We start from the raw sequence: 16,424 nt of genomic DNA, 5'->3' as shown, positions 1-16,424 counted from the left end.
TCGATGATCTCTCCCGTCACAGGATCGATCATCACCCCTGTCATCTCGGTCGTGGACTCTGACACGGCCGTCTCCTTTCGGATCAGGCCGGACCCTCACACACCGTTTTTCTTACAGTCCCCGACCATGAACTGGTCCCCAGAAGTTGGACGGTTTAGTTAGAGCCTAGGCCACAAGGGCCTGAGCACGGTATTGCACCGGGCTCAGGCCCTTTAGCTTTGTGGAGATTCTCTCGGTGTTGTACCAGCGGATGTATTCGTGCAGTGCCGTAGCCAGTGCATCGGTGTTGAGGAATCGGACGTGGTGGAAGAGCTCTTCCTTGAGGTGTCCAAAGAAGTTCTCGATCACGGCGTTGTCGTAGCAGTTGCCTTTGCGGGACATTGATTGGACGGCGCCGGCGCTCTCCAGGAGCGTCCGCCACGAGGTGTGCCGGTACTGGAATCCCTGGTCTGAATGCACGAGCGGTTTCTGCCCGCTGTCGAGCGTTGTCAGTGCATTACGCAGTGAACTGTTGGTGGGCTTCAGGTTTGGCGACAGGCCGATGGAGTACGAGATGATCTGTCGGTCAAAGAGGTCCATGACCGGCGAGAGGTAGAGCTTGCATTCTCCGACGCTGAACTCTGTCACATCAGTGACCCACTTCTGGTTAGGGGCAGTGGCGTCGAACTCCCGGTTCAGCAGGTTCGGCGCGGCAGTGCCCTGTTCGCCTTGGTAGGAGTTGTAGCGCTTCCGCTGCCGGACCTTGCAGACCAGCCCGAGTGCGCGCATTATCTTCAGCACGGTTTTCTTCGCGACCGTCCAACCTTGATTGAGCAGTTCCCTATGCACGCGGCGGTGCCCGTACCGGCCATGGTTCTTCTTGAAGATGTCCATGATGGAGGACTTGAGTTCCTCCTGCGGGTCAGGGGCCAGGAGCCGGGCATGGTGATAGAAGAACGTGGATCGGGCAAGACCTGAGACCTGCAGCAGTACCGGAAGAGAGAAGGCCGCCTTGAGGGCGATGAGAGCCTGAACCTTCACCGTTGTTTTTGAGCCCTCAAGGCCCGCAATTTTCCCAGGTAGGCCACTTCCGCCTGCAACCGCTCGTTCTCCCGCCGCAACCGCTCCAATTCGGACGTCTCCGCCGGCGGTGGGGCGTCGGGCTTCCGGGGTCGGCCTTTGGGCTTGGGGCGCAAGGCATCCACGCCTTCGCGACGATAGGCACGAGCCCATGTCTTCACCAAGCCCGGTGAAGACAACTCAGCCTCGGCTGCCAGATCCGGGGCAGTCTCACCCGCGAGGAACCGTTCCACCAACGCTAGCTTGAAGTCGAACGAATACGACTGTTTCGGCTTAGCCACCAGCGCTCCTTGACCATGGATCCTCCACCGCCGATACAGAAGCTTGACCGGCCAGCGCGACACGCCCAGCAAGGTGGCTGTCGCCGTATCTGCAAGGCCTTTCTCAAACCACGCTACCGCGGCCTCGCGCTGAACCTCGGATAACGAACTACGTGCATGCATAAAACTGCTCCCCGGAAGTCGGAACTGAATTTCTCAGTCCAACTTCCGGGGAGCAGTTCACCACGGTCCGGGGCTTTTCTTGTGCCCGCTATAGTCACGAGTCCGGTCAGGCCAAAGGAGCAGCGATCGGCGTGGCGTCAGAATAGGGCGGGATTCTCGTCTTATTGACAGTCGCTCATGTTGTTCTCAAACCCCACCCTGACAGTTGGAGGGGCAGGAAACTGAGCTGCTGTGGCCCGAGAACTATCAAAATAGTGCGAAGAATCGGGTCTTGATGGAAGTCGCTTAGCGAAGGGGCGGGCGATGCCACCTCCTGCGGTTCGTCAGGTGTCTGAGAACCAGACCGGAGCTCCACCGACGGGCAAGTCTTCCCATGTCACGCGCCCACGTCAGGTTGGAGTGTACCCGAACCGGGCGAGGCGCCGCCCGCCGGGGACCTGACAAGTGAGGTCCCCGGCCGACGATGTTCGTCAAAACTCTGAACGCGCACCCGCGTCGAGTGTTTTCAGAACGACGCACTGAGTTCGAGAGCGAAGCGGGTAGAAAAAGACCTTTCAACGCTAGGGGTGCGCGCGCCCCGGGTCCTAGCAAGATTTGCCTCGCCTTAGCACTCATTCCAAGGGCGCCGACAAGCTTGCCACCTCATGGATAGCAAGCCGGGCTCCACCGGTGCTGCGGTGACCAGCCGGTGGAACCGTTTACGGAACGATGCGTTCGGCCCTGTAGCGGTCGAACAGGCGGGTGAAGCAGTCCTGAGTGCGGCGGTAGCCGCTAAAGCCGGCTAACCGGCTCTTGCTCATATCGGCAACTACTTCAATGGGGCGGCCCAGGTCCGCGTCCGTGTGCCACCAGGAGGCCACACGCGCGAGGACCGGCTCGGCCAGCCCGTGCTGGTCCACAATCCGGGCCCAGCTGTCCTCGGCGCCGCGCATTTGCTCCTCGAGGGGCCGCGGCGCCTCTTGGTAACCCTCCCAGTCGAGCCCGAAGTAGTCAGCCAGGGCTGGCCACATTCGGCGCCACCGGAAGACGTCCCCGTTGACGACGTTGTAGGCCTCGTCGCCGGCATCCTCCGAGGTGGCGGCCCAGATCATGTGCTCGGCCAGCAGCGTGGCGTCAGTCATGTCGGTCAAGCTGTTCCACTGCGCCTCGGAGCCAGGGAACACAAAGGGACGTCCGGTTTCCCGGCAGATCGCGGCTTGGGCCGCGAGGGTGAGCGCCATGTTCATGGCGTTGCCCACCGCGTGGCCGATCACGGTATGCGCCCGGTGCACCGACCAGCCGAACCCCTGACGCTCAGCAGCGGCCCACAGCTCATCCTCCTGGGCGTAGTAGAAGTTATCCACAGGAAGGCGGGGCTCTTCCTCCAGGAAGGGGGTGTCCGGCATTTCGCCTTGCCCGTAGGCCTCGAAGGGACCGAGGTAGTGCTTGAGTCCGGTCATCAGCGCCACGTGCTCCACCGGGGCATGGGTCAGTGCGCCCAGGAGGTTCCGGACCATCCCGGCGTTGACCTCGATGTTCTCCTTTTCGGTGGCCTGACGGGACCACGCGGTGAAAAACACGTGCGTGGGCCGCTCTTGGGCAAGCGCCGTTTCAAGGCTTTCGGCCGAGCGCAAGTCTGCGCTTACGTGCCGCGCCGTGCTACCGGGCAGGGGGGTGCGCGACAGCGCCACTACGTCCCAGTCCTGGGAGGTCAGTTGCTCGACGATTGCAGAGCCGGTGATGCCACTGGCGCCTACGACCAGGGCGGTCCGGGCGGGGGTCTCAGGTGTATCCATAGGTTCCACTGTGCCATCCCATTGTCGGGTGCCGCCCCGGTGGCTACCGGTGTACGCGCAGGGAGAAATCCATGACACCCGGTCTGTGGGGCACGGGCTGGATCCGACAAACCACGACGCCCAAAAGGGACCTTAGTGCGTGGCGAGCCCTGCATGAGTCCATCGGAAGTACTCAAGAAGTGTCCAATTGCTGGCAATGCTGCCAAGACCGGTTTGCCAACTGCGCATGTGGGCGTTAACGAAGCCCGGGATGATAATGCGTCCGGTGGCGTCTATGACGTCGGTTGTGAGGGGGAGGTTGGCCAGATCCGGGCCGACGTCTTTAATGTGTCCGCCTTCGATCAAGATGTCCCCGATCGGAAGAACGCCTAGAGAATCGTCCATGGACATGACGGTGGCACCCTTGAGAAGGGTCGGTCTGGATGATCTAGGGGTCATAGCGGCCCTAGACGGTGTCGGTTAGAGATGACCCGATTGGTCGGGTCCCGATTTTTTCCACTCTGACCTCCACCGTGTGGCCGGACGGAGACAGCCTTATTCCGACAATTCTCACCTGAGTCCTTACTGTTCGATGGCGGGGGCTGCTGTGAGCGGGACGGGGACGAGTGCCTGGAGTTCCTCGAGGGTGCAGCCGAAGGTTTCGCGGACGGTGACTCCTTCGGGGCCGGTGAGGAAGACTGCTTTGTCGGTGTAGACGCGGGTGACGCAGCCGACGCCGGTGAGCGGGTAGGTGCAGGCTTCCACGATCTTGGAGGCGCCTTCCCGGGTCAGGAGGGTCATCATCACGAACACGTCCTTGGCCCCGGTGGCCAGGTCCATTGCGCCGCCCACGGCGGGGATGGCGTCGGGTGCCCCGGTGTGCCAGTTCGCGAGGTTACCGGTCGCGGAGACCTGGAACGCGCCCAGGACGCAGATGTCCAGGTGCCCGCCGCGCATGATCGCGAACGAGTCGGCGTGGTGGAAGTAAGACGCGCCCGGGAGCTCGGTGACGGGAATCTTGCCGGCGTTGATGAGGTCCTCGTCGATCTGGTCCCCGGTGGCTACCGGGCCCATGCCGAGCATGCCGTTTTCGGTGTGGAGCGTGATGTTCTGTTCCGGCACCAGGTAGTTCGACACGAGGGTGGGCTGGCCGATCCCGAGGTTCACGAACGAGCCCGGTTTGATGTCCCGGGCCACGAGCCGGGCGAGGTCGTCGCGGCCCAGCGGGGTCTCGGACGTCTGGATGGACGTTTCTACAAGGCTCATCTCAGGCCACCTGTTCTGCGGTGCCGGCGGCGGCAGCACCGCTGGAATCAATACGGACGATGCTGTTGACGTAAATGCCGGGGGTCACGATGTTCTCCGGGTCCAGTGAACCGGTGGGCACGATCTCGGAGACCTGGACGATCGTGTGCTTGGCGGCGGCGGCCATGATCGGGCCGAAGTTCCGGGCCGTCTTGCGGTAGACCAGGTTCCCGACGCCGTCGGCCTTCAGCGCCTTGATCAGCGCGATGTCGGCGTGGATCGGGGTTTCGAACACCTGGCCGCGGCCGTCGATGATGCGGGTTTCCTTGCCCTCGGCCAGCATGGTGCCGTACCCGGTGGGGGTGAAGAAGCCGCCGATGCCGACCCCGGCGGCGCGGATGCGTTCGGCGAGGTTGCCCTGCGGGACCAGTTCCAGTTCGATCTGCCCGGCCTTGTACTTGGCGTCGAAGTGCCAGGAGTCGGACTGCCGCGGGAAGGAGCAGATCATCTTGCGGACCCGGCCTTCCTTGATCAGCAGCGCCAGGCCCTGGTCGCCCTGGCCGGCGTTGTTGTTCACGACTGTCAGGTCCGTGGCGCCGCTGTCCAGCAGCGCGTCGATCAGTTCGAACGGCTGGCCGGCGTTGCCGAACCCGCCGATCATCACGGTGGAGCCGTCCTTGACGGCCGCGACGGCCGCCCCGACGGTGTCAACGAAATTCAGCATCGCCTACGCCTTTCCATGAGAAGAAGTTACGTTTTCGAGGACGACGGCGAGGCCCTGGCCGACGCCGATGCAGATCGCGGCGACACCCCACCGCTGTCCGGAGGCCTGCAGGCTCCGGGCGAGGGTGCCCAGGATGCGGGTACCGGAGGCGCCCAGCGGGTGGCCCATCGCGATCGCCCCGCCGTGCCGGTTCACGATTCCCGGGTCGATGCCCCAGGCGTTGATGCACGCCAGGGACTGCGCGGCGAACGCCTCGTTAAGTTCGACGGCGCCCACCTGGTCCCAGCCGATGCCCGCCTTCGCGAGGGCCTTGTTCGCCGCCTCCACCGGGGCGAAACCGAAGAACTGGGGGTCGTTGCCGTGCGCTCCGCGCCCGGCGATGCGGGCCAGCGGTTCCAGCCCCAGGATCGACGACGCGGTCTCGGACCCGATCCAGGCCGCGGACGCGCCGTCGGACAGCGGGGAGGCGTTTCCGGCGGTCACGGTGCCGCCCACCTCGGCGCCTTCAGGCTCGGAGCGGAAGACGGTCTTCAGCGCCGCGAGCTTCTCCGCAGACGAACCAGGGCGGATGCCCTCATCGCGGACCAGGTCGGTGCCCGGAACCGGAGCCACCAGGTTGTCGTAGAACCCCTCGTCCCACGCGGCGGCGGACAGGTTGTGCGAGGCAGCCGCGAACTCGTCCTGCTGCTGCCGGGTCACGCCGTACTTCTCGCGCAAACGTTCGGTGGCCTCGCCCAGGGAGATGGTCCATTCCTTGGGCATGGCCTTGTTCACCAGGCGCCAGCCCAGCGTGGTGGACGCCAGGGTCATGTCCCCGGCCGGGTAGGGCTTGTCCGTCTTCGGCAGCACCCACGGCGCCCGCGACATCGACTCCGCGCCGCCCACCAGGAGCAGGTCGGCGTCGCCGGCGTTGATCTGCCGGGACGCGATGATCGCCGCGTCCAGCGACGAACCGCATAGACGGTTGACCGTGGTGCCGGGGATCGAGACCGGCAGGCCGGCGAGCAGCGTGCCCATCCGGGCGATGTTGCGGTTCTCCTCACCGGCGCCGTTGGCGTTGCCGAAGACCACCTCGTCGATCCGCTCCGGATCCAAACCGGGAGCACGCTTCACCGATTCCTTAATCACATGCGCGGCAAGATCATCGGGCCGGACCCCGGCAAGGCCGGAGCCGAACTTGCCGAAAGGAGTGCGCACCGCATCGTACACAAAAGCCTGATTCATGATTCTTCCTTCGTTGGCGCGAACAGAGGTTGCGGGGCTTAGGCTGCCGCAGGCTTACGGGGAGTCGGCTGGTACGCCAGGAACTTCCAGCTCTCGCCCTCTTTGATCCATACCGAGAGTGCGCTGTTGGCAAGCGTTTTGTGGGTTCCGTTGACGGTGAGGTCCGCGTTCATTTGTCCCAGTACGAGTGCGGTGTCCCCAATCAGGACGATGTCTTCTATGGGGTGGTCGATTCGGTGGTACCTGTAGAAGCCCTTGCGAAGCTTTTCCAGGTAGCTGCTCAGCGTGTCACGGTCACCCAGCGAATGGGTGTACACCAGACGCTGGTGGCACAGACCCTCGAAGGCGTCGTAATCACCGTCGACTACGGCTTGGTAGCGCTTTGCTTCCAAGGTTTCGATCTTGTTTTTCTCGGCTGCAGTGGCGTTATCCACGGAGCACTCTCCTTGCTTAAAGTGTTGGGGGCTGTCGGCCGCCATGAGTCTGATTTCGCCCCCGCTGTCCACGCCCAACGCTGCCTCTTTACGACGTTGAGCCGGGCGTTAGGGAAAGCCAGACCTGAGCTGATGATTCTTGGCCCAGCCTCATTCCAAGGTAATTGACATCAGGCTTGCCCGTCAACTGCTAGTTGACAGGAGTCGGGAGCCCGGTCGTGCGACAGAGCCTGCGGCCAGCCTTGCCCCATCGCGTATTCAGTGACGAACAGCCCTGATTGGCAGGGAAACGCGCCTTCCAAGGACCCTCCGCGGTGTGTTGATCGGTGGCCCGAGGTTTACAGGAATGGTGCACATGTAATCTCGTACTTGACATATGTGTGTTGCATCACTTAACGTCGTCCTCGAACCAATTAAACGGAATGAGGTCAACGTGGTCCTTAGAACCGAGGTCCTGCTTTCTGTGAGCAGGATCAGCAAAAGCTTCGGCGGGGCAAAGGCGCTCAACGACGTTTCGGTAGACTTCCGGGCGGGTGAAGTACACGCGCTGCTGGGAGAAAACGGTGCCGGAAAAAGCACCCTGGTCAAAGTGATAGCCGGTGTAGTTACCGCTGACACCGGCGAGGTGACATTCCCGGGAAGCTCCGGATCATCCGATGTCGCCATGGTGTTCCAGGAACTCTCAGTGATCCCCGAACTGTCCGTCCGGGACAATATGGCCCTCAGCATGCGCCGGACCTCAGGTCTTTTGGTGCGCAGGGAAAAGCTGCAGGAGCGGATGCAGTCCGCGCTGGCTTCTGCAGGACTTGAAGACCTGGATCTGGACATGCCCGTGGAGGCATTGCCGCTGGCCAAACGCCAACTGCTTGAGATCGCCCGCGGGCTCGTGGCCAATGCCCGCACCCTGATCCTGGATGAACCCACCGCCACCCTGTCGGACATTGAAATCTCACGGGTCCATGACGTCGTGAGGTCGCTTGTGGCAGGCGGACGGTCAATCGTCTACATCACCCACCGGATGGGCGAAGTCTTCCGGCTGGCTGACCGGATCACCATCATGCGTTCCGGCAGCGTGGTGGCCAGTGGCCCGACGGCCGATTTCACCATGGAATCGGTCGTTACGCACATGCTGGGCGAAGAACACACCACAGGGGAGGCAATCCACGTCAAAGAAAACTTTGCCCCGGAAAGCCGCCGGAAGCTGAACATCCGCGGACTGGCCTCCGGGCACCGCTTCTCGGACGTCTCTTTCACCGCACAGGCCGGGGAGGTCACCGCCCTCTTTGGCCAGATAGGCTCCGGAGCTGATGACGTTGTTCGAGCCCTGGTCGGCCTCATCCCCGTGACCGCGGGGGACATTCAACTGAACGAGGCTCAGCTCTCAGCCCTGACACGACCCAAATCCCAGAAACACGGCATTGCCTACGTTTCCGCAGACCGCGTCCTGGAGGGAGTCTTCCTCAGCGGCAGTGTCGCCCAGAACGTCAGCTCGGGCGCACTGGCCGGCGTGAGCCGGCTGGGCACCATCAGGGCCGAGCTGGAAACGGATCTCGCCCGTTCCATTGCCTCAAAGGTGGCCTTCGACCCGTCACGCATCCGGGTTCCCGTCGGATCCCTCAGCGGCGGCAACCAGCAGAAGATCGCCATCGGCAGGGCCCTTGCCACTCAACCAGACGTTCTGGTCCTGAACGAGCCGACCCGTGGCGTGGACATCGGTGCCCGCGCGGAAATCTATCGCGCACTCCGGCAGCTTTCCGCGAACAACGTCATCGTCATCGTTTATTCGAGCGACATCGTCGAACTTCGCGAACTGGCCGACCGGGTGATCACCATGTTCCGCGGCCGCCCGGTCAGCAGCAACCGTACAACCGATGTCACGGACGCCCAGATCCTCACCGAAATCCTTCACGGAGCCAAGGCATGAACACTAAAATTGCGGCACGGTCGACGGAACAAAAACCGTCATCACCAGCCACACCCGTTGCTGGAACCATCAAGCGGATCACAACGGACAGTTCAGCCATCATCGCGGTGACCACCGTCCTGCTGTTCATCCTGGCTTGCATCTTCGTCAGCGAGTTCGCCACGGTCACCAACCTGCGTGCCCTGTTCCTCTCCGTTGCCCTGGTGGGAATTGCCGCCGTCGGCCTGAGCATCATTACTATCGTCGGTCGGCTATTCGCCCTGTCCGTCAGCGCGATGGTCGCGGTGTCCACCATCGTCTTCGCCTCCCTCCTCCACGCCGGTCCATGGACCGCCATGGCGGCCGCCGTCCTGTTCGGGGCCCTCGCCGGTGCAGTACAGGGGTTCTTCGTCGGGCGCCTGGGCACCGATCCCATCGTCACTACCATCGCAGCCGCGGCGATCCTCATTGGCTTCGCGCAGATCCTGACCGGTGGGCGCAACGTGCAGGGGGCAGGTGACGCCAGCGTCTTTGGACAAACGATCTTCGGCGTCATCCCCGTCCAGGTGCTTGCCTTCTTCGTCCTCACAGTGCTCGCCTGGTGGACGCACCGTTACACCGTGCTGGGCCGGCGGGTAACCCTCGTTGGTTTGAACGAAAAAGCAGCCCTTGTCTCAGGAATGCGCGCCTGGCCGGTGGTTCTGTTTGCCTTTATCGCCTCGGGCGCCATGGCGGGCCTGGCCGGCGGGTTGCTGTCCTCTGAATCGGGACAGGGAAACCTCCAACTGGGCGGCACTTTCGGCTTTGATGCCATTACAGCTGTCGTTGTCGGCGGCGTCAGCGTCAAAGGCGGAACAGGGAATCCAGTCGGCGCTGCAACCGGGGCCGTCCTCGTCGGCCTGCTCGGCAATGCACTGGTCCTGCTTGGGCTCAGTTACGAAGTCCAGCTCATCTTCAAGGGCGTCCTCGTCCTCCTGGCCGTCGTAGCAACCGGCATCGCATCCAACCGTCAATCAGGAAGAAAGCGCTGATCCCGTGGTTAGAATCTATTGGCACTTCCGGACGCTGCTTGCATGGTCGCTGGCAGTCCTCGCATTCATCGCCTTCGCACTGACCAATCCGGCCTTCCTCAATGCCGGCAACCTCTACTCACTTCTGCAGTCCTTCGCCGTCCTGGCTCTGGTCGCAAGCGGTCTCGCGATCGTCATGATCGCCGGTGAATTCGATCTTTCCATCGCCGGAACCATCCCTTTGGCCGGGCTCATCGCGGTCAAAGTAGGCGAAACCGCCGGGATACCCCTCGGCGTCGCCGCCGCTTTCGCTGTTGCTGTCGCGGTCGGCGTACTCAACGGCTGGCTCACCGCCCACTATGCCGTACCGTCCCTGGCTGTCACCGTCGGGACGCTGGTACTGACCCTTGGTCTGGGTTTCGCCGTTGCCGGCGGCAAGATCGTCACGCTCACCGACTTTGAACCGGGGCTCTGGCTGGACCAGGCCATCACTGAGATCGTCTCACCCCGTGCACTGCTGCACGTGGTTCTCGTCGTGGCCGCGGGATGGCTCATGGCCAAGACCTGGTCCGGCATGAAAATCCGGGCCGTCGGAAGTGACCGCCAGCGCTCCTCAGCGTCCGGCCTTCCGGTGACCCGTGTCCTGATCCTGGCGTTCGTTATTTCCGGTCTGTTCGCCGGCGTGGCAGGCGCCCTTCAGGGGCTGACCCTGGCATCAGGGGCGCCCGGGTCAGATGAAGCGACCCTCCTGCAGGCCGTCACCGCGGCGATTATCGGCGGTGTCGCGCTGACCGGCGGCAAGGGCAGCATCCCGGGCGTCGCCGCCGGAGCCATGCTGCTGGCTGTGGTCGGCAACGGCCTCAGCCTGCAAGGCACCTCAACCGCCATCATCCAACTGATCAACGGCGGAATTCTCCTCCTCATCGTTGTCATCGACCGCCCGCTGAACCGCATCGTCAACAAGTCGGTCGAGAACAGCATGTCCACCTCCCAACACCGCGTACGAACCAACCACTAAGGATCACCATGAAAACCACCTCAATGAAGAGACTGGCTGTCGCACTTTCCCTCACCTCTGCACTGTTCCTGGCAGCTTGTGGATCAACGCCGGCAGCAGCCCCGAACGCCGGCGGCGGTTCAACCGACGTCAAGGGCAAGAAGGTGACCCTGCTGACCGTCGCCCAGAGCTGTGATTACTGCGCCAAGCACACCGAAGAATTTAAGAAGGTCGCCGAAGCTGCAGGCGTCCAGGTGACGGTCGTCGTCAACGACTTCAACGCCGCCGAACAGGCCCAGCAGGTCACCCAGGCCATCAGCACGCGCCCTGACGCCGTTGTCTTGTGGCCCGCGGATGCGACAGCCATCATGCCGTCCCTGCAGCGGCTCAAGCAGTCCAAAATTCCGGTGGTCGTCACCAACTCACACCCGCAGTCCGACGATGACAGCCTCTGGAACACCTTTACCGGGCCCGATGACTACGCCAACGGCCAGGAGGCGGCCAAGGCCATGATCGCAGGCTTCAAAGAAAAAGGTTTCGGCGACTCGGGCTCGGTCGTTATCGTCGAAGGTGTACCCGGAACCCCGCCGGCCATCAACCGCACCAAAGGCTTCAAGGACGAACTGGCAAAGTTGGCCCCTGGAATCACCATCGCCGGTTCACAGCCGGGCAACTGGGATCAGACCCAGGCTACATCCGCAGCTGCCAGCCTCATCACCCAGTTCGGGAACAAGAACCTGCGCGGCATCTACGCCCAGGCAGACAACATGCTCGCCGGCGCCATCGTCGCCGCTGACCGGGCCGGCCTGAAATCCACGAACCTGGCCATGGTCGGATCCAACTGCTCCACCGAGGGTTACACCGGCATTGAAAAGGGAATCCAGTACGCCTCGGTTCTGCAAAGTCCCATCGAGGATGGCGAGTTCGCCGCCAAGGCTGTCATTGATGTCCTCGAAGGCAAGAGTGTGGAGAAGAACAACTATCTGACCCCCAAGACGATCACCAAAGCCAACCTTGCTGACTGCGCGGCAGCAGTAGGCAAGTAACGGAGAAACTTTATGACTGACTGGACACTCACTCTTCCCGACCATGTCATCGTCACGGGCACAGCCAGCGGGTTGGGCCTGGAATGCGCGAAGGCACTGCTGTCAGCGGGAAGCCACGTCTTCGGTGTCGACCTCGGAGGTAGCCCCGGAGAGTTGACGGACCGCCCCCGGTACCAGCACATCGTCGGCAACGTCGCAGAAGAGGCGACCTGGCAGGAAGTAGCCACAACGGCCACTGCAGGCGCCAACGGATCACTGGGGCTGATCGCCGCAGCAGCGATCCTTGGTGTCGGCACGCTTGAGGAAGAAACGCTGGAGTCGTGGAAGCGGACCTGGGAAGTGAACGTCCTCGGCAACGTCATCGCCCTCAAAACGCTGATGCCGCACCTGCAGAAAGCGGAGCACGCGTCCGTGGTCGTGGTGACCAGCGTCGATGCCCACTTCGCGGAGCAGCAGCTGGCGTCCTATGCGTCGTCCAAGGCCGCCCTCACCGGAGCCGTTCGCACCATTGCTTTGGACTACGCCCGCACGGGCATCCGCTTCAACCTGCTGGCACCGGGGCCCATGCGGGCCGGACTTTTCGAACGCCACCTGGCCTCGGCCAGTGACCCGCAGAAATTCCTGGCCACCCGTGAGGCGCGGCAGCCCCTCGGACGCATCACCGGAGCGGATGAAGTCGCCAATTCGGCACTTTTCCTGCTCTCTAAGGAGTCCTCGGCCGTCTTCGGCACAACGGTCGTCGCCGATGGAGGCCTGACCACCGGTTTTGATTTCCGGACCGGCTCTGAAGGTTCCTCTGCCCATCAGAACTAAAGCACCACAGGAACACCGAACCATCGAAAGGTACTACTCATGGAACTGGAACTGAACGGCAAAAAAGCCGTCATCACCGGCGCTGCCTTGGGCATTGGCCGTGCCACTGCCCTGCTGCTCACCGCCGAAGGAGCCACGGTGGCTGCCCTGGACATCGACAAGTCGGCCCTGACCGAACTTGAGGAACTGGCCGCTGACCACCCTGGCCGGATCGTCCCCGCCGTCGTTGACTTCACCCAGGGCGAAGCAACGAACAACGCAGTTACCGAGGCCATCGCCCAGCTCGGCGGCCTGGACCTTCTCATCAACAATGTCGGCTCGGGAGCAGTTCGGATCTTCGAGCAGATCACCGACGAGGACTGGGCACGGACCATGGAGTTGAACTTCATGAGTTACGTGCGCGCCATCCGCGCTGCTTTGCCTGCCCTGCGCGAGTCAGCGGCCCCGTGCATCGTCAACAACGCATCCGACCTCGCCCGGCAACCTGAAGCCCAGCCCGTCGACTACTCCGCCAGCAAGGCAGCTGTCCTGGCTCTGACGAAGTCCATCGCCCGCGCAGAGGGCCCGAAGATCCGGGTCAACGCCGTGGCACCGGGACCCATCTGGACACCGTTCTGGACTAAGCCGGGCGGTTTTGCTGATACGTTCGCAACCCTGCACGGGATGGAACGCCAGGCAGCCGTCGAACATGAAATGAAGCTCCGCCAGCTGCCCCTGGAACGGCTCGGCACTCCAGAGGAAGTAGCACGCGTCATCGCGTTGCTCTGCAGCCCGGTGACCAGCTTCGTCACCGGTTCCGTCTGGGGCGTGGATGGCGGCAGCATCCGTGGACTCATCTAACATTCAGCCCGCCCTGGATCGGAAGGAGCGCCACATGCCCGATCACCATTCTTCGGATGAACAGGAGATCCTGTCCCTCGAAGACCGCCGCTACGAGGCGGTACTCAGGTCTGACTTCGACGCCTTCGCCGAGCTTTGCCATCAGGACCTCGTCTACGCACATTCAAACGGGGAACGCGATGACTTGAGCGGCTACATCGACAAGTTCCGGCAGGGTGTGTACGTCTATCACCGGATCGATCATCCGGTGGAGCAGGTCAAAATAGTAGGTGATGTAGCCCTCGTTATGGGAGAAATGCACGCCGATCTGACCATCCGGGGCACGCGTACCCTATTGGACAACACCGCCTTGGCCGTGTGGATTCGCGTAGGTTCATCCTGGAAGCTGCTGGCCTACCAGCCGACCCCCAAGCCTGGGCAGGCTGCCCTCGGGCAGGAAGGCACAACCGCCTCCGCGGGCTCAGCTGTCTAAGGTAACCAGGCCAGCAAAGCCAAAAGGGTGCCGGCGACACCCGTCGCCGGCACCCTTTTGGCGTCTACCGCGTCCACGTCTTGGCAGGCGGCCCAATGCTGCGAGGAGCGTGCCCGCTTGTATTCCCCCGGTTGACACTCACAACCCACGCTTCCGCACTGAAGGCACAACACGTCCGCGTTATGAAAGGGGAGGAGTGCTAGGAGTGGGAGTGTTCCATCGTCGCGGAGTCCTCACCGTTCGATCCGTGTCCGGCCCTGGCCAGGTCGAGGGGATGGGCGAAGCCCTGACGGCCGACCACGGCCCAGATGGCGACACAGTCTTCACCGGAGGTGTTGCTGAGACGGTGCGGCACGTTCGAATCGAAGTTCATGCTGTCTCCAGGCCCGAGAACATCGCTGTCGAAGGCGACCTGGACGTTGAGCCGGCCGGAAAGGATGTGGAGGTACTCCCATCCGGGGTGGCGCATCAGGGCGTCCGCGGCGCAGGACTCGCTCCCGGGCGAGTATGTTACCCGCAGGAACTCGACCAAAGGGTCCGCCCGTTCGGTGAGCCGCTCCCAGCGGACGCCTCCCATGTTGATCTCTGGACGGTCCCCGGCTCTCTGGATTCCCGGGATTGCCGTGCCTGCGGACGGGGCGAAGACGGAAAGACCGGCCAGCTCGCTGACAGTTGAATCAACAGCGGCGCCATTTCCTTCCGGCGCGGGAGCCGAGTGCTCACCACTCATGAGCGTGTCCAAGGAGAGCCCAAGCTCCGAAACGATGGTGTACAGGGTTCCGATGGAAGGGACGGCACGGCCCAACTCGACCTGTGACATAAAGCTCGCGGAGATACCGACCCTGCGGGAGAGCTCCCTGAGGGAGATCTTCGCCTTCGTCCTGGCAGCCCTGAGCTGACTGCCCAGCTGGGCACGACCCTCCTGGGTAACCGGTGCAGTGTCCTGAATGCTCATCCTCGGCCTTTCCGGCGATCCGACCCGGCAAAAGAGGGGACCGCTGATATGTCTGTCCACCAAAGGGCCGGGGAACCAGCCGCGGTGTACAGTGCGCGTACACACAAGTTTAGCCTCTCTACCGCATCATTGCCCAGACTTCACAGTTATTACGTCGGAATGGATCATGAAAGAGTGCGGGGTGGGCGGATGTAAAGCGATATGTGCTGTATTACTTGACACTGTGCGGTGTGTCACTTTACATTTGAAGGGTGATGAAGCCATGAGCGCTGATAACGGCGGGGATTCCCCCAGTCAGTCGGTGCATCGGCCAAAGCTTCCGGAAGCGCCGGACTCGAAGTCGAGGACGGGCAGCACCGGAGCCAGAGTTCCACTGTGTATGTCTACCTTCTAATTAGGAGCAAATGATGGTGCAGGACCGCAAAGGCGCCTCCGCATTCAAACTGAGCCGCCGCCACGTTGGTGTCGCCGTGCTCGCCGGCGCCACGTTGGCGCTCTCCGCCTGTGGCGGGGGTGCGTCATCGGGAAGTGGCGACAACCCCACCGTCGGCTTCTCAGCCGGTGTCCTCGACAACCCCTTCACGGCAGGCCTGGTGGACTCCGTTGTTACCGAGGCAAATTCAAACGGCCTGACCATGCTCCCGGCGTCCAACGCCGAGGGCGACCCCGCCAAGCAGGTGACCGACATCAACACGCTGATTTCCCAGGGCGTGAAAGGCCTCGTGACCATCCCCAGGGACAGTGACGCCATCGTCCCGGCCATCCAGGCCGCCAACTCCGCGAACATTCCGGTCGTGACCGTGGACACCGCAGCCAATGGCGGCAAGATCTACATGAACATCAGGGCGGACAATGTTGCCATGGGCACCAGCGTCTGTGAACAGATCGGCAAGCTCACCGGTGGCAAGGGCACGGTGCTGGAACTGCACGGCGCGCTTTCCACCACCTCTGGTTTCGACCGCGACAAGGGTTTCAGTGAGTGCATGAAGTCCAAGTTCCCTGGCATGCAGATCATCAAAAAAGACACCAACTGGGAATCCGCGAAGGCCGTGGAGAACGCCCAGACTGTCCTGAGCACCTCCAAGATCGACGCCGTCTTCCTCGCCAGCGACTCAGTGATGCTCTCCGGTGTGCAGACCGTGATGGAAGGCCAGGGTAAGTGGGCTCCCGCCGCACAGCCTGGCCACGTTCCGCTGGTAACGATTGACGGTTCGAAGGGATCCCTGGACGCCGTCAGGTCCGGCCACGTTGATGCTGTGGTTTCCCAGCCTGTGGACCTCTACGGCAAGTACGGTGTCCAGTACCTCAAGGACGCCATCGCCGGCAAGGAATACAAGGTCGGTCCCTCCGAGCACGGCAGCGAAATCGTTGATTACAAGGGCAACCTTGCCGACATGCTTCCGTCCCCGGTCATCACCAAAGACAACGTTGACGACCAGAACCTCTGGGGCAACAAGAAGTAGCATCCTCCCGGCCGAGTGGGGCCAGGGTGAAGACTGAATTTG

17 protein-coding genes are annotated in these 16,424 nt (G+C 62.6%); 8 read left to right on the top strand and 9 right to left on the bottom strand.

What is annotated here, in order from left to right; all coding sequences use genetic code 11:
• Positions 1-165: 165 nt before the first annotated feature.
• The 8 genes from AC57BR_RS08905 to AC57BR_RS08870 form a co-directional block, all read right to left on the bottom strand.
• Positions 166-1,020 (bottom strand): IS3 family transposase, encoded by an 855-nt coding sequence (locus AC57BR_RS08905; protein WP_496359606.1) that lies wholly within the window; start codon positions 1,018-1,020, stop codon positions 166-168.
• Positions 1,017-1,340 carry a transposase gene (locus tag AC57BR_RS08900; protein ID WP_496359604.1) on the bottom strand — a complete coding sequence of 108 codons (324 nt, stop codon included), beginning with the start codon at positions 1,338-1,340 and terminating at the stop codon, positions 1,017-1,019. Before AC57BR_RS08900 ends, AC57BR_RS08905 begins: the two co-directional genes overlap by 4 nt.
• Positions 1,341-2,200: 860 nt before the next feature.
• The gene (locus AC57BR_RS08895) at positions 2,201-3,277 is read right to left on the bottom strand and encodes an SDR family oxidoreductase (protein ID WP_496359602.1); all 1,077 of its coding nucleotides are present in this window, start codon (positions 3,275-3,277) and stop codon (positions 2,201-2,203) included.
• 132 nt (positions 3,278-3,409) lie between these two features.
• Positions 3,410-3,667: a hypothetical protein gene (locus tag AC57BR_RS08890; RefSeq protein WP_496359600.1), complete on the bottom strand. Its 258-nt coding sequence runs from the start codon at positions 3,665-3,667 to the stop codon at positions 3,410-3,412.
• Between the two features lie 171 nt (positions 3,668-3,838).
• The gene (locus AC57BR_RS08885; protein ID WP_496359598.1) at positions 3,839-4,522 is read right to left on the bottom strand and encodes a 3-oxoacid CoA-transferase subunit B; all 684 of its coding nucleotides are present in this window, start codon (positions 4,520-4,522) and stop codon (positions 3,839-3,841) included.
• A gap of 1 nt (position 4,523) precedes the next feature.
• A complete protein-coding gene (locus AC57BR_RS08880) occupies positions 4,524-5,225 on the bottom strand; it encodes a 3-oxoacid CoA-transferase subunit A (protein WP_496359596.1) in 702 nt (233 codons plus the stop codon).
• Between the two features lie 3 nt (positions 5,226-5,228).
• On the bottom strand, positions 5,229-6,449 hold the full coding sequence (locus AC57BR_RS08875; RefSeq protein ID WP_496359594.1) for a thiolase family protein: 1,221 nt from the start codon (positions 6,447-6,449) through the stop codon (positions 5,229-5,231).
• Between the two features lie 38 nt (positions 6,450-6,487).
• Positions 6,488-6,883, bottom strand: a complete 396-nt coding sequence (locus tag AC57BR_RS08870; RefSeq protein ID WP_476867410.1) for a nuclear transport factor 2 family protein — start codon at positions 6,881-6,883, stop codon at positions 6,488-6,490.
• A 433-nt stretch (positions 6,884-7,316) separates the two neighbouring features.
• Between AC57BR_RS08870 and AC57BR_RS08865 the strand changes: the two genes are divergently transcribed.
• The 7 genes from AC57BR_RS08865 to AC57BR_RS08835 are packed head-to-tail and all read left to right on the top strand — an operon-like array spanning position 7,317 to position 13,964.
• Positions 7,317-8,807, top strand: coding sequence for a sugar ABC transporter ATP-binding protein (locus AC57BR_RS08865; RefSeq protein ID WP_496359591.1), 1,491 nt, complete (start codon positions 7,317-7,319; stop codon positions 8,805-8,807).
• Positions 8,804-9,817, top strand: a complete 1,014-nt coding sequence (locus AC57BR_RS08860; protein ID WP_496359589.1) for an ABC transporter permease — start codon at positions 8,804-8,806, stop codon at positions 9,815-9,817. Before AC57BR_RS08865 ends, AC57BR_RS08860 begins: the two co-directional genes overlap by 4 nt.
• Before the next feature lie 4 nt (positions 9,818-9,821).
• Complete coding sequence (locus AC57BR_RS08855) at positions 9,822-10,814, top strand: ABC transporter permease (protein WP_496359587.1); 993 nt, start codon at positions 9,822-9,824, stop codon at positions 10,812-10,814.
• An 8-nt stretch (positions 10,815-10,822) separates the two neighbouring features.
• Positions 10,823-11,839, top strand: coding sequence for a sugar ABC transporter substrate-binding protein (locus AC57BR_RS08850; RefSeq protein ID WP_496359585.1), 1,017 nt, complete (start codon positions 10,823-10,825; stop codon positions 11,837-11,839).
• A 12-nt stretch (positions 11,840-11,851) separates the two neighbouring features.
• Complete coding sequence (locus AC57BR_RS08845; RefSeq protein WP_496359583.1) at positions 11,852-12,652, top strand: SDR family NAD(P)-dependent oxidoreductase; 801 nt, start codon at positions 11,852-11,854, stop codon at positions 12,650-12,652.
• Positions 12,653-12,691: 39 nt separating this feature from the next.
• Entirely contained in the window at positions 12,692-13,492 is an 801-nt protein-coding gene (locus tag AC57BR_RS08840; RefSeq protein WP_496359581.1) for an SDR family NAD(P)-dependent oxidoreductase, read from the top strand.
• Between the two features lie 34 nt (positions 13,493-13,526).
• A complete protein-coding gene (locus tag AC57BR_RS08835) occupies positions 13,527-13,964 on the top strand; it encodes a nuclear transport factor 2 family protein (protein WP_496359579.1) in 438 nt (145 codons plus the stop codon).
• Between the two features lie 199 nt (positions 13,965-14,163).
• Here AC57BR_RS08835 and AC57BR_RS08830 read toward each other — a convergent pair whose 3' ends face one another.
• Positions 14,164-14,919: a helix-turn-helix domain-containing protein gene (locus AC57BR_RS08830; RefSeq protein WP_496359577.1), complete on the bottom strand. Its 756-nt coding sequence runs from the start codon at positions 14,917-14,919 to the stop codon at positions 14,164-14,166.
• Between the two features lie 404 nt (positions 14,920-15,323).
• On the opposite strand from AC57BR_RS08830, the gene AC57BR_RS08825 reads away from it, so the two are divergent.
• On the top strand, positions 15,324-16,382 hold the full coding sequence (locus AC57BR_RS08825; protein ID WP_496359575.1) for a sugar ABC transporter substrate-binding protein: 1,059 nt from the start codon (positions 15,324-15,326) through the stop codon (positions 16,380-16,382).
• The last annotated feature ends 42 nt before the right edge of the window (positions 16,383-16,424 follow it).

The sequence above is a fragment of the Arthrobacter sp. BGA-UO-ETr-C19 genome (genome assembly GCF_059568005.1).
This window is presented reverse-complemented; position numbering and strand designations above follow the sequence as displayed.

What these genes read in the sequence shown, in the direction of transcription:
- AC57BR_RS08880 (WP_496359596.1), bottom strand. Translation starts at nt 5,225, where the DNA reads ATGCTGAATTTCGTTGACACCGTCGGGGCGGCCGTCGCGGCCGTCAAG.
- AC57BR_RS08875 (WP_496359594.1), bottom strand. Translation starts at nt 6,449, where the DNA reads ATGAATCAGGCTTTTGTGTACGATGCGGTGCGCACTCCTTTCGGCAAG.
- AC57BR_RS08840 (WP_496359581.1), top strand. Translation starts at nt 12,692, where the DNA reads ATGGAACTGGAACTGAACGGCAAAAAAGCCGTCATCACCGGCGCTGCC.
- AC57BR_RS08860 (WP_496359589.1), top strand. Translation starts at nt 8,804, where the DNA reads ATGAACACTAAAATTGCGGCACGGTCGACGGAACAAAAACCGTCATCA.
- AC57BR_RS08890 (WP_496359600.1), bottom strand. Translation starts at nt 3,667, where the DNA reads ATGTCCATGGACGATTCTCTAGGCGTTCTTCCGATCGGGGACATCTTG.
- AC57BR_RS08830 (WP_496359577.1), bottom strand. Translation starts at nt 14,919, where the DNA reads ATGAGCATTCAGGACACTGCACCGGTTACCCAGGAGGGTCGTGCCCAG.
- AC57BR_RS08825 (WP_496359575.1), top strand. Translation starts at nt 15,324, where the DNA reads ATGATGGTGCAGGACCGCAAAGGCGCCTCCGCATTCAAACTGAGCCGC.
- AC57BR_RS08835 (WP_496359579.1), top strand. Translation starts at nt 13,527, where the DNA reads ATGCCCGATCACCATTCTTCGGATGAACAGGAGATCCTGTCCCTCGAA.
- AC57BR_RS08895 (WP_496359602.1), bottom strand. Translation starts at nt 3,277, where the DNA reads ATGGATACACCTGAGACCCCCGCCCGGACCGCCCTGGTCGTAGGCGCC.
- AC57BR_RS08850 (WP_496359585.1), top strand. Translation starts at nt 10,823, where the DNA reads ATGAAAACCACCTCAATGAAGAGACTGGCTGTCGCACTTTCCCTCACC.
- AC57BR_RS08845 (WP_496359583.1), top strand. Translation starts at nt 11,852, where the DNA reads ATGACTGACTGGACACTCACTCTTCCCGACCATGTCATCGTCACGGGC.
- AC57BR_RS08885 (WP_496359598.1), bottom strand. Translation starts at nt 4,522, where the DNA reads ATGAGCCTTGTAGAAACGTCCATCCAGACGTCCGAGACCCCGCTGGGC.